Here is a 12,354-nt window from a genome sequence, read left to right as displayed (position 1 = left end):
GTTTGCCGTCCCCAACCAATATTGGGGATGGCGCTTTTCTACGCTGACCACTGCCTCTCAAACCAACTTTCCAGAATAACCACAGCGGATTGGCAGTCGATATTGCCTTTACTTAATGCTTTGTAGCCGCCCCTAGAAAAGAGTTCAGAACGAGCTTCTTTGGTCGATAAGCGTTCATCATGCAGTTCTACCGGCAAACCAAAGCGCCCATGTAGGCGATTGGCAAATTTTTTTGCACGTGGGGTAATCGTTTCTAGTGCATTTCCTTGTAAGTCGGTGGGGAGCCCAACCACTAATAAATTGGGCTGCCACTCTTTGATTTGTTTGGCTATTTCATCCCAATTCGGAATGCCGTCGGTGGCTTTAAACGCTTTGAGTGGCGAAGCGGTTCCAGTAATTTCTTGACCAATAGCGCTGCCAATACTTTGGGTTCCATAGTCAAAGGCCATGATGGTGCGTGACATAATTAAATTCTCATAACAATATCGCCTTTAATTGTCATTAAAGGCGATACAAGGTTAGGCATGTCCAGATTGAGGAGACAATTGAATAGGGTCGATCCCCAGTTTTTTTATCGCCTTATGCCATTTTTCATGCACAGGCGTATCAAAAATCAAGTCGGCATCGGCTTCTATGGTCAGCCATGAATTTTCGGTCAACTCCTTCTCCAATTGGCCGGGAGACCAACCGGCATAACCAAGCGCAACGATATAACCATTTGGTTCAGCATCAGTACCTAACACGCTGAGGATATCTTTTGAGGTTGTTACCGAGATATCATCGGTCATTTGAATGGTCGATTCATAATGATCTTTGGGTTTATGTAACACAAAACCGCGATCTTCTGAGATAGGCCCACCGTTAAATACCGGTTTGTTGAGACTTTGATCCCGAGACTGGGGGTAAGCAGGTTCAATTTCCACCTGCTTTAACATACCGCTGACGGTAATATCGATAGGTGCGTTGATCATGAGCCCCATCGCGCCCTCTTCATTATGTTCGCAGAGATAAATGACACTGCGTTTGAAGTAAGGATCCTGCATGTTTGGCATAGCAACGAGAAAATGATTAGTTAGGTTCATCTAATCTTCAATCCTTTAGCGTTCAGGAGCCATGGGCTCCTACATGGATAAAGCTTTAATACGACGTTCGATGGCATCCATTAGTTTTCCGGTAATTGAAATGTCAAATGCGGTTTCAATTTCACGGATACAAGTTGGACTGGTGACGTTTATTTCAGTCAGTTTATCACCAATGACATCCAGACCGACAAAGATCAGCCCTTTTTCTTTCAAGATGGGAGCGACCGCTAAAGCGATGGCTTTATCGGTTTCACTTAATGGGCGAGCTTGACCTGTTCCTCCAGCGGCTAAGTTACCGCGAGTTTCACCTTTTGCGGGAATGCGTGCTAAGCAGTAAGGCATTGGTTCACCATCCACAACTAAGATTCGCTTATCGCCATTGCTAATATCGGGGACGAAGGTCTGTGCCATACAATAGTTTTGCCCGTGATTGGTCAGCGTTTCAATGATTACTGAGACGTTTGGATCGCCTTCTTTTACTCGAAAGATAGACGAACCGCCCATACCATCTAATGGTTTTAATATCACATCGCCATGTTGCTGGCGAAAGGCTTTAATCTTTTCTGCTTTACGGGTCACTATTGTGGTTGGTGTTAATTCTGGGAACCAAGCGGTAAAGAGTTTTTCATTACAGTCGCGCAGGCTTTGCGGCTTATTGACAATCAAGGTGCCTTCATCTTCTGCGCGTTCAAGAATATAGGTCGCATAAATATATTCTGTATCAAAAGGGGGATCTTTACGCATTAAAATCACATCAAGTTCAGCCAAGGCTAGGGGTTGTTGAGATTTAAACTCATACCAACCATTAGGATCTTGTTTGACTTCAACAATTTTGGTATCGGCCATAGCGACACCTTGATCTAAGTGTAAATCAGCCATTTCCATGTAGTGGATTTGATAACCACGGCGCTGGGCTTCTAACAGCATGGCAAAGCTGGAATCTTTTTTGATATTGATGGACGAAATCGGGTCCATGACGATACCGAGTTTAATCATTGGGAACTCCTTTAGCCAAGATCGCCGAAGCGAACTTGTAGGGCGGTAATAGCGGTGAGTGCTGCGGTTTCTGTTCTGAGCACTCGAGGTCCAAGCAGCGTTTCTGAAAAGTGATATTGTTCGGTCATGGTTATTTCTTGGGCCGATAAACCACCTTCTGGGCCAATCAACAAACGCACTTTATTGACGGGTGCTGGCAGGGTGTTAATTGAATATTGCGCTCTTGGATGTAAATTGAGTTTGAGGGCATCGCTTGGTTCTGCGCACCATGCTTCCAATGCCATAATGGGACGAATCACCGGAACACGATTTCGGCCGCACTGCTCACAGGCAGCAATGGCGATTTTTTGCCACTGTTGCAGTTTTTTCTCGAAACGTTTTTCGTCAAGTTTGACGCCACAGCGTTCAGATAACAGCGGCGTAATGGTATTGACTCCCAGCTCAACAGATTTTTGAATGGTAAATTCCATTTTATCCCCACGAGACACAACTTGCCCTAAGTGTAAGTTAAGCGGGGATTCCATGCTGTTTTCAAAGCGCTCAATGACGTCCACTAGCAGTTGCTTTTTGCCTACCTCTTGGATAACCGCTGGGAATTCAGCATCAGAGCCATCAAACAAACAGACCGCTTGACCGGGCTGCATACGCAACACACGACCAATGTGGTTGGCGGCATCATCACTTAGTGCAAGGGAGCCTAATTGAGTGATCGGAGAAGGATGATAGATTCGTGGAATACGCATGCCGAGTTCCTAGTGATTGATGATATACCCAAGCGGTGTTTAACTCGCGATTGGGGGGGGCTGTGATTCGCTGTTCGGGTGTATAACATGGATGCTGATACGATAAAAAACAAGGGGTAAAGTTCAAGATACCCTCGCAAGGGATCATAGCTCACCTAGCGATAACTGCAACGATTTTGCTAAACGTCAAGAAGCAGAGCGGTGATACGCTCTGCTGTCTCATTGGTCGTTAAGGGTGATTGATAGGGCACTGATTGTAGACAAAGGGGTTATGGTTGCCTTGAATTTTAGCAATTCGTCGATCACGTTCACATTCCCATTCGTCAACTGGATATTGGCTATCCCATACCTGCATCAATTGGGCTTGCTGTTTCGATAAACGAAAACCGTATTGCTGGCTCATATACCAATAAGTTCGGGCAATGGCTCCGCGTGCGCGTGCCGGTGGCATGGCCTTTCGTTGAGCAAAATTGACTTGCATTTCACACTGCCCATAAGTGACGCCATCAATACCATTCCATTGACTAAAATTAAAGTTAGAGCGATCACCGTTAACCTCACCAATTGCCGGAGTCAGGTTGTGTAAATCGGCTTCCATTTGGCGAAAATGTTGGTCATGGTGCGTGCAATTTTTTCGACCGCCTTCTTGCCAGCATTGCAATTGATGGCCAAATTGCCAAGCGGGGACCACATGTTCCCACTCTATACGATTGGCTCGTACGGCTTGTTTACGTATTTGGTAGCCACAAGACTCAAGCTCAGGAAGCCCTTTTTTTCCTTTCCAAGTAATGTTACATCCGCAGTAAAAACTGATCGGATGCTGTTGATAAATCGTGATTGCCGCTTTTTTGGCTTGAGAAAAAGAGGTGGGTGCAGAAGCAAATAGCCCACGACTAAAGAGCAGTAGGCATATAGTGGATAGCAAACGAAAATGAAACATAATTTAGACTGGTTTTAGTATGATTTTTCTCAGTCTAACACTCAAAAAATGGCCTGCCTATCCATTAGGGAAGCGAACGATTAACGAGTTAGCTGTTGGCCGGTAAAATGTAGTGGCTGTTGACAGCGTCGGCAGCGATAAGTGGCTTGTTGACGTAATACTTTATTATGGCGGCGTATCGACAGCGGATAGCTTTGGCATGAACACCGATATTCGAATGTTTTACCTTGGACAGAATGGACATTAAACGAGTGAGTGGTGCGCGGAACACACTGAAACACCTGTGACATTATCTGTTGCCATTCTGCACCATGAGGACGAACTCGACCATATTGATGATAAGTGATGAGGTGGGCAATTTCATGGGGGATGACTTCGGAGAGAAACGCATGTGTGTTTTCTATAAATAAAATAGGATTTAAACGAATTTCCCATAGCTGAAGATAGGCTTTTCCTGCCGTTTTGCCTCGCAGTTTAAAGTTGAGACTCGGCAGAGGGAATGGATAAGCAAAATAGTCACTAGCCAGTTTGATGCAGTGTTCTATTTGCCGGTGAGCGCGATAGTGTAATTCAAAGTCAAGCAAGGGGAACTCCCAATAAAAAACCCCAGCCGAGGCTGAGGTTCTATTATATCAATAAGTATTGATTTACTTAATACCAGCAAAATCACGCAATTGGGCCGCTTTATCGGTTGCTTCCCATGGGAATTCCTCTCGACCAAAGTGGCCATAGGCTGCGGTTTTCTTATAAATTGGTTGCAGTAAGTTCAGCATCTCTTGTAACCCATAAGGGCGGAGATCAAATAATTGGCGTACCGCCTCAATGATAATATCATGTGAGACTTTTTCTGTGCCAAAAGTCTCCACCATAATAGACGTTGGATCAGCTACGCCAATCGCGTAGGAAAGCTGAATTTCACAACGATCAGCCATACCCGCGGCCACAATGTTTTTCGCCACATAACGAGCAGCATAAGCAGCGCTACGGTCAACTTTGGATGGATCTTTACCTGAGAATGCTCCACCACCGTGGCGAGCTGCGCCGCCATAGGTATCAACGATAATTTTACGTCCGGTTAAGCCACAGTCGCCCATTGGGCCACCAATCACGAAACGACCCGTTGGGTTGATAAAGAATTTGGTCTCTTTGCTTAACCATTCGGCTGGTAAAACGGGTTTGATGATTTCCTCCATGACGCCTTCACGTAGATCGGCGGTGGAAACCGAATCACTGTGTTGCGTTGACAGAACGACAGCGTCGATGCCGACGATGTTTCCTTGATCATATTGGAAGGTAACTTGCGATTTCGCATCAGGGCGTAGCCATTCAAGCGTACCGTTTTTACGAACTTCAGCTTGGCGTTGCATTAAGCGATGAGCATAAGTAATGGGGGCCGGCATGAGTACGTCAGTTTCATTACACGCATAACCAAACATGATGCCCTGGTCGCCCGCGCCTTGTTCTTTCGGATCAGCTTTGTCAACCCCTTGATTTATATCTGGAGATTGTTTGCCAATCGTATTGAGTACTGCACATGAATTGGCATCAAATCCCATATCCGAGTGAGTGTAACCAATCTCACGTACAGTGTGACGAGTGAGTTCTTCAATGTCGACCCAAGCTGAAGTGGTGATTTCGCCGCCAACCATCACCATGCCAGTTTTGACATAAGTCTCACAGGCGACGCGTGCTTTCGGATCTTGTTCTAAAATGGCATCAAGTACCGCGTCAGAGATTTGGTCGGCAATTTTATCTGGATGACCTTCTGATACGGATTCAGAAGTAAACAAGTGTTTAGCCATGATAGCTCCAAAAAGTTATATCAGTAACGAGCAGTCAACGAGAATGACTGAACGATGAAATTGTTCAATATGTAGGCGTTTCTACATCTAGACGTCTATTCTAGTTTTCAGCGCTTAAATTACAAGCTCTTTTTTAGTTTATCTTATAGCCAAACGTTTGCTCAAAATTATAAGATTTTTATCGTTATACCGAAATATGTGGTAACACCTTGCAAAAATAGAATAAATCACCAGCAAAAGGTTTGCAGAGCCCGAGGGGCTTTGCGACAATACTGACCTCGATTTTTACTCATCTCGCTTACTTCCCATTTAGGAGTTGACATGTCTTCTCGCAAACAACTTGCCAATGCGATCCGTGCTCTGAGCATGGACGGCGTTCAAAAAGCTAATTCTGGCCACCCGGGTGCCCCGATGGGGATGGCGGATATCGCTGAAGTGCTGTGGCGTTCACATTTAAACCACAATCCACAAAACCCACACTGGGCTGATCGCGACCGTTTTGTCTTGTCTAATGGTCACGGTTCTATGCTAATTTACTCACTGTTACACCTAACAGGATACGAGCTTTCGATTGACGATCTAAAAAATTTCCGTCAGTTACACTCGAAAACGCCAGGCCACCCAGAATATGGTTATGCGCCAGGTATTGAAACAACAACTGGCCCACTCGGGCAAGGCATTACTAATGCCGTGGGGATGGCGATTGCAGAAAAAGCATTAGCCGCTCAATTTAATAAACCAGGCCACGATATTGTCGATCACTTTACTTATGTGTTTATGGGTGATGGCTGCTTAATGGAAGGCATTTCTCATGAAGCGTGTTCACTTGCTGGTACGCTTGGCCTTGGCAAACTGATTGCTTTTTGGGATGACAACGGCATCTCTATTGATGGTCATGTAGAAGGATGGTTCTCTGACGATACACCAAAACGCTTTGAAGCTTACGGTTGGCATGTGATCCCAGCGGTTGACGGCCATGATGCGGATGCGATTCATGCCGCGATCGAAGCGGCAAAAGCGGAAACGTCTCGCCCAACCCTCATTTGTACCAAAACCATTATCGGGTTTGGCTCTCCTAATAAAGCCGGCTCACACGATTGCCATGGTGCGCCACTAGGCAACGATGAAATCAAAGCGGCTCGTGAATTCTTAGGTTGGGAACACGCACCATTTGAAATTCCTGCGGATATTTATGCACAGTGGGATGCTAAACAAGTCGGTGCAAGCAAAGAAGCGGCTTGGAATGAGAAATTTGCTGCTTACGCGAAAGCTTACCCAGCAGAAGCCGCAGAATACAAACGCCGCGTAGCGGGTGAATTGCCAGCTAATTGGGAAGCTGCCACCAGCGAGATTATCGCTAACCTGCAAGCCAACCCTGCCAATATTGCTTCACGTAAAGCGTCTCAAAACGCGCTCGAAGCGTTTGGTAAGTTATTGCCAGAATTTATGGGCGGCTCGGCGGACTTAGCGCCATCAAACCTCACTATGTGGTCAGGATCTCAATCTCTGACGGCAGAAGATTTTTCCGGTAATTATATCCATTATGGCGTGCGTGAATTTGGCATGACGGCGATCATCAATGGTATCGCTCTGCATGGCGGCTTCGTTCCTTACGGTGCGACCTTCCTGATGTTTATGGAATACGCCCGTAACGCGATGCGTATGGCTGCGTTGATGAAAGTACAAAACATCCAAGTGTATACCCATGACTCGATTGGTCTCGGTGAAGATGGCCCAACTCACCAACCGGTGGAGCAAATGGCTTCCCTGCGTTTAACACCAAACATGAGCACATGGCGTCCTTGTGACCAAGTGGAATCAGCCGTTGCTTGGAAACTGGCGATTGAGCGTAAAGATGCGCCTTCCGCGTTGATCTTCTCGCGTCAAAATCTCGCTCAGCAACCTCGCACTGAAGCGCAAGTGGCTGATATTACCAAAGGGGGTTACATCCTTAACGATTGCGCTGGCAAACCAGAGCTTATTTTGATTGCGACCGGCTCTGAAGTTGAGCTAGCGATTAATGCAGCGGCAGAGCTGACTGCGCAAGGTAAACAGGTGCGTGTGGTCTCAATGCCTTCTACCGATACCTTTGATAAGCAAGATGCCGCGTATCGTGAAGCGGTATTACCCGCAGACGTGACCAAACGTATCGCGATTGAAGCAGGCATTGCTGATTTCTGGTATAAGTACGTTGGTTTTGGCGGCAAGATCATCGGCATGACGACTTTTGGTGAATCAGCGCCCGCGGATCAGTTGTTCAAAATGTTTGGTTTTACGACAGAAAATGTCGTGAAAACAGCCAACGAATTACTGGCATAATCAACCGCTAAACGCAGCAGATAAACGAAGCCTTAGTATTGAAACTAAGGCTTTTTCTTTTTTACCGCTTATCCCCTTCTTACTTGAAGTTGCTGGGGTGTTGGCTACGTTCGTTGACCGAATCACATCGCCTCCAAGTTGTTTGGGTATATGATGTTTAATCTTGTTGCCATTCTACTGGTATCGCTTGACGTACGGCTTCAATTAGTAATCTTAATCGTAATGGATGTCGACCAATCGGGTAAAAGGCGTGTACGTCAATCGGAGATGACTTCCAACCCTTAAGGCAGGCAGATAAGCTGTTTGGATGCGCTCGTTCAAAGCCATTAGCGATCCAGGTCGGAAGTAGCCCGACGCCCCGTCCTTTTGCAATCGCATCAGCTTGCATGGCTAGATTATCGCTTTGTAGGCGACTTTCCATAACCGGTAAGGTGTAGTGACCTAACGTATTATGGTGTAATTCCAATGCCTTATGATCAACAGTGATAAAGTCAATCCATGGATGATGAAGCAATTCTTGTGGGTGCTGTAACGGCGCATGGGTAGCAAGGTAATCAGGAGAAGCATACACCGTATGGTGCCATTGTCCTAATGGCTCACGGTGGTAACCTGTCGGAGAGATAGGCCCAACCCATATTATTAAATCTGGGTCTAATAGATGCTCGGCCAACTGAAATTGGCTATGCAGCTTGATCTTGATATGCTGATGTTCTTGCATGAATGCATCTAAAATTTTACTCATCCATCCTCTGATTAAGCTGGGATGAATAACCAAGGTCAGCTCGCCACTCACTTGGTTATTCAGTTCGTGAATGGCTTCTTGACCTTTTACCGCCAGATCGAGCAATTGTTCAGCGTAAACTGAAAAAATCTCACCCGCCTTAGTGAGTGATAGTTTATTTCCCTGCCGAGTCACTAAAGTTTGTGCTAAATCGGTTTCCAATTGGGTAATGCGTCGACTTAGGGTGGACTTCGGTTGGGATAACGCTTTGGCTGCAGCGGTAAGGCTTTTGTATTGACAGAGTGCATAAAACGCGCGTATTGCACTGAGATCCTGCATGATGGGGATACCTTTGTTAGTGAAAACTCACTGGTTGTTCCAAAAGTGGTCTGAACTATTCCATATCTGCCTCTTTTATATTAAGCGAAAATGTGAATAATTCCTTTTTCTAATTAATAATAATTATCATTTATGGAGTGGTAAATGTCTAGACCTAACCTGACTCAAGTTTCTATTGCCGTTTCTCTAGGGATATTGGCCTGTGCTCATGTCAATGCTCAACCGGTTGTTCAAGCGGATGAAACTCTTGTCGTGACAGCCGCAGGATTTGAACAGAGTGTCCAAAACGCCCCCGCAAGTATTAGTGTGATCTCCCGTGATGAACTGGAGTCTCGTTATTATCGTGATGTGACCGATGCGTTACGTAGTGTCCCCGGTGTCGTAGTTACAGAAGGTGGAGATAAAACCGACATCAGTATTCGTGGTATGGGCTCTAGCTATACATTAATCCTTGTTGATGGTCGTCGTCAGTCTTCGCGCCAAACTCGGCCAAATAGTGATGGCCCAGGAATTGAGCAAGGGTGGTTGCCACCGTTGCAATCGATAGAGCGTATCGAAGTCATTCGTGGCCCGATGTCTACCTTATATGGATCAGATGCTATCGGTGGCGTTATCAACATCATTACTCGAAAAGATCAGAAAAACTGGTCAGGTAATGTCCAGCTTAGCAGTGTCATTCAAGAAAATCGTCAATCCGGAGACGAGCAGAGTGCCAATTTTTTTGTAACGGGCCCTTTAAGTGATGCGCTGTCATTGCAGCTCTACGGCCAAACCACTCAGCGTGATGAAGATGACATTGAGTACGGTTATGGTGATAAGTCGCTACGTAATTTGACCTCAAAATTAACCTATCAATGGAATGAACGTCACCGCCTTCAATTTGAGGCGGGCGTTTCCGCTCAAGATCGGACGAACCATGTGGGTAAATCGGCTCAGGCAACTGGATGTCGAGGCGTCTGTAGTGATAATGAAAATGAATATCGTCGTACTCACTTTGCATTAGGTCACCAAGCTGATTGGAGCAACCTTGGCCAGTCAGATAGTTATCTTCAGTATGAGGAAAATAAAAATAATAGCCGTAAAATGACGATTGAAAATACGGTATTTAAAACCAGTTTAGTCATGCCGATGGAGAACCACACGACAACGTTGGGTTTTGAAGGCAGCCATGGAAAATTGGAAGACTTCACTTCGAATACGATATCTGATCGGACAAGTATTTCTAACTCTCAATGGGCCGCATTTGTCGAAGATGAATGGGCGTTACTAGACAATCTCTCTTTAACGTTTGGTGGTCGATTTGACTATGACCAACAATATGGCTCGCACTTTAGTCCTCGAGCTTATGGGGTATGGAACCTTGATCCGAATTGGACCATTAAAGGTGGGGTTTCGACAGGCTTTAGAGCACCACAGTTACGAGAAATTACCGCAAACTGGGGGCAGGTGAGTCGTGGCGGTAATATCTACGGTAACCCAGATCTAGAACCAGAGAAATCAGTTAATAAAGAGCTGAGCTTGCTGTATTTTGCTCCGTCGGGCTTAAATACTTCGTTAACCGTATTCCATAATGATTTTAAAGATAAAATTACTCGTGTTGCCTGCCCAGCAGACATTTGTACCGATGGTCCAAACCAGTGGGGAAATGTGCCTACTTACCGAGTGAATGTGGATAAAGCGGAAACTTACGGCTCCGAGGCGACACTCGAGTTACCAGTCACACAAAATATCGACTTTAAGGTGAGTTATACTTATACCCATTCAGAGCAAAAATCTGGCGCATTTAAAGGTAACCCCCTGTTACAGTTGCCAAAACATTTAGCTAGTGCCGATCTCTCCTGGCAAGCTACCGAGTTACTCAATAGTTGGGCTAAAGTTACCTATCGTGGTAAAGAGATGAAACCGGAAGGTGGCGCTTCAAATGATGATTTGATTGCCCCTGATTATACCTTTGTCGACATGGGCGTTAGTTATTCACTTACCCCAACAGCGACCGTGAAAGCGGCTGTGTATAATCTGTTTGATAAAGATGTCGGCTATGACGAGTATGGCTATGTGGAAGATGGTCGCCGCTATTGGCTAGGGCTGGATGTGGCATTTTAAACCTCTAAATCTAAATATTGACAAGCCTCCTTGCAAGGGGGCTTGCTTTTATCGAGTGAATCATAGCTAGAAAGAAAGCTGAAAATAGAAGATGAATCCTCCGGTATTAATCGTTAACATCGGGATGACGAATAGTTAGGATCTTCTCTCATGTTAAAAGTAGCCATTAACGGGTTTGGGCGGATTGGCCGAAATGTTTTACGGGCAATCTATGAAAGTGGTAAATATCAACAGATCAGGGTTGTGGCCGTTAATGAGTTGGCAAAACCCGAAGCGATGGCTCATCTACTGCAATATGATAGTACCCATGGCCGTTTTGCTAAAAAAGTTTCTCACGATCAAGAACATATCTATATCCACCATGAACATAGTGAAGTGGATCGAATTCGAATTTTGCACCTACAAGACATTCCACTACTGCCTTGGCGAGATCTTAATGTGGATATTGTACTTGATTGTACCGGTATGTTTGGTTCGCAAGCTGACGGTTTACTACATATTGAGGCCGGAGCAAAAAAAGTCCTTTTTTCTCATCCCGGAGCCGCTGATTTAGACAATACCATCATTTATGGTGTCAATCACGAAACCCTGACTGCAGGACATCGCATTGTATCGAATGGGTCTTGTACCACGAACTGCATTGTACCGATTATTAAAGTGCTGGATGATGCCTTTGGGATTGATTCAGGAACGATAACGACCATTCACTCTTCAATGAACGATCAACAAGTCATTGATGCTTATCATGGCGATCTCCGCCGCACTCGGGCGGCTAGCCAGTCCATTATTCCTGTGGATACCAAGTTGCATAAAGGGATTGAAAGAATATTTCCGAAATTTTCTAACAAATTTGAGGCGATTTCGGTCAGGGTACCCACAGTCAATGTGACTGCAATGGATTTAAGTGTCACATTGAATACAAATGTGAAAGTTAATGACGTAAATCAAACCATTATTCACGCATCTCGGTGTACATTAGACGGCATTGTTGACTATACTGAAGCACCGTTAGTTTCCATCGATTTCAACCACGATCCTCACAGTGCGATTGTGGATGGGAGCCAAACGCGAGTAAGCAATGGGCAACTAGTAAAAATGCTTGTCTGGTGCGATAACGAATGGGGGTTTGCTAACCGTATGTTGGATACGGCACTGGCAATGGAGGCCGCACAATAAGGCTTAAATGCTTAGGGATATTTTTATTTTTTGCATTGAAATAAATAGATCTCTTCCCCATATCAGTAAGTAGCTTGAGAATTTACAGGCTCGGCAGGATCGCCGAGTTGATGAAAAACTTCAATTTCTTTAA

General features: G+C 45.3%; 11 protein-coding genes. 3 read left to right on the top strand and 8 right to left on the bottom strand.

Features of this window, described 5'->3' with window-relative positions:
* Positions 1–38: 38 nt before the first annotated feature.
* From ruvX to metK, 7 genes are all read right to left on the bottom strand, one after another.
* Positions 39–464 carry a Holliday junction resolvase RuvX gene (gene ruvX, locus CAG57_RS00940; RefSeq protein ID WP_099611730.1) on the bottom strand — a complete coding sequence of 142 codons (426 nt, stop codon included), beginning with the start codon at positions 462–464 and terminating at the stop codon, positions 39–41.
* Between the two features lie 54 nt (positions 465–518).
* Entirely contained in the window at positions 519–1,082 is a 564-nt protein-coding gene (locus CAG57_RS00935; protein WP_099611731.1) for a YqgE/AlgH family protein, read from the bottom strand.
* A 39-nt stretch (positions 1,083–1,121) separates the two neighbouring features.
* Positions 1,122–2,078, bottom strand: a complete 957-nt coding sequence (gshB, locus tag CAG57_RS00930; RefSeq protein ID WP_161427752.1) for a glutathione synthase — start codon at positions 2,076–2,078, stop codon at positions 1,122–1,124.
* A gap of 11 nt (positions 2,079–2,089) precedes the next feature.
* The gene (gene rsmE, locus CAG57_RS00925) at positions 2,090–2,821 is read right to left on the bottom strand and encodes a 16S rRNA (uracil(1498)-N(3))-methyltransferase (RefSeq protein WP_161427751.1); all 732 of its coding nucleotides are present in this window, start codon (positions 2,819–2,821) and stop codon (positions 2,090–2,092) included.
* A gap of 229 nt (positions 2,822–3,050) precedes the next feature.
* Complete coding sequence (locus CAG57_RS00920) at positions 3,051–3,761, bottom strand: endonuclease (protein WP_161427750.1); 711 nt, start codon at positions 3,759–3,761, stop codon at positions 3,051–3,053.
* Between the two features lie 80 nt (positions 3,762–3,841).
* Complete coding sequence (locus CAG57_RS00915) at positions 3,842–4,345, bottom strand: SprT family zinc-dependent metalloprotease (protein ID WP_161427749.1); 504 nt, start codon at positions 4,343–4,345, stop codon at positions 3,842–3,844.
* 63 nt (positions 4,346–4,408) lie between these two features.
* Positions 4,409–5,563 (bottom strand): methionine adenosyltransferase, encoded by a 1,155-nt coding sequence (metK, locus tag CAG57_RS00910; protein ID WP_099611736.1) that lies wholly within the window; start codon positions 5,561–5,563, stop codon positions 4,409–4,411.
* Between the two features lie 321 nt (positions 5,564–5,884).
* Here metK and tkt point away from each other — a divergent pair, with 321 nt between their 5' ends.
* Entirely contained in the window at positions 5,885–7,882 is a 1,998-nt protein-coding gene (gene tkt / locus CAG57_RS00905) for a transketolase (RefSeq protein ID WP_161427748.1), read from the top strand.
* A gap of 157 nt (positions 7,883–8,039) precedes the next feature.
* Here the strand turns inward: tkt and CAG57_RS00900 are convergent, their stop codons facing one another.
* Complete coding sequence (locus CAG57_RS00900) at positions 8,040–8,942, bottom strand: LysR family transcriptional regulator (protein WP_099611738.1); 903 nt, start codon at positions 8,940–8,942, stop codon at positions 8,040–8,042.
* Between the two features lie 144 nt (positions 8,943–9,086).
* Here CAG57_RS00900 and CAG57_RS00895 point away from each other — a divergent pair, with 144 nt between their 5' ends.
* Both CAG57_RS00895 and epd read left to right on the top strand, forming a co-directional pair.
* Positions 9,087–11,045, top strand: coding sequence for a ligand-gated channel protein (locus CAG57_RS00895; RefSeq protein WP_161427174.1), 1,959 nt, complete (start codon positions 9,087–9,089; stop codon positions 11,043–11,045).
* A 150-nt stretch (positions 11,046–11,195) separates the two neighbouring features.
* Positions 11,196–12,221 (top strand): erythrose-4-phosphate dehydrogenase, encoded by a 1,026-nt coding sequence (gene epd, locus CAG57_RS00890; RefSeq protein WP_161427175.1) that lies wholly within the window; start codon positions 11,196–11,198, stop codon positions 12,219–12,221.
* Positions 12,222–12,354: the final 133 nt, after the last annotated feature.

Source organism: Vibrio sp. V30_P3S12P165 (genome assembly GCF_009904905.1).
GTDB lineage: Bacteria > Pseudomonadota > Gammaproteobacteria > Enterobacterales > Vibrionaceae > Vibrio > Vibrio fujianensis.
Note: the sequence above shows the minus strand (reverse complement) of the source record. Positions and strands in the feature narration are given on the sequence as shown.

Coding starts and splice junctions, on each gene's coding strand:
- ruvX (WP_099611730.1), bottom strand. CDS start 464: ATGTCACGCACCATCATGGCCTTTGACTATGGAACCCAAAGTATTGGC.
- CAG57_RS00935 (WP_099611731.1), bottom strand. CDS start 1,082: ATGAACCTAACTAATCATTTTCTCGTTGCTATGCCAAACATGCAGGAT.
- gshB (WP_161427752.1), bottom strand. CDS start 2,078: ATGATTAAACTCGGTATCGTCATGGACCCGATTTCGTCCATCAATATC.
- rsmE (WP_161427751.1), bottom strand. CDS start 2,821: ATGCGTATTCCACGAATCTATCATCCTTCTCCGATCACTCAATTAGGC.
- CAG57_RS00920 (WP_161427750.1), bottom strand. CDS start 3,761: ATGTTTCATTTTCGTTTGCTATCCACTATATGCCTACTGCTCTTTAGT.
- metK (WP_099611736.1), bottom strand. CDS start 5,563: ATGGCTAAACACTTGTTTACTTCTGAATCCGTATCAGAAGGTCATCCA.
- tkt (WP_161427748.1), top strand. CDS start 5,885: ATGTCTTCTCGCAAACAACTTGCCAATGCGATCCGTGCTCTGAGCATG.
- CAG57_RS00900 (WP_099611738.1), bottom strand. CDS start 8,942: ATGCAGGATCTCAGTGCAATACGCGCGTTTTATGCACTCTGTCAATAC.
- CAG57_RS00895 (WP_161427174.1), top strand. CDS start 9,087: ATGTCTAGACCTAACCTGACTCAAGTTTCTATTGCCGTTTCTCTAGGG.
- epd (WP_161427175.1), top strand. CDS start 11,196: ATGTTAAAAGTAGCCATTAACGGGTTTGGGCGGATTGGCCGAAATGTT.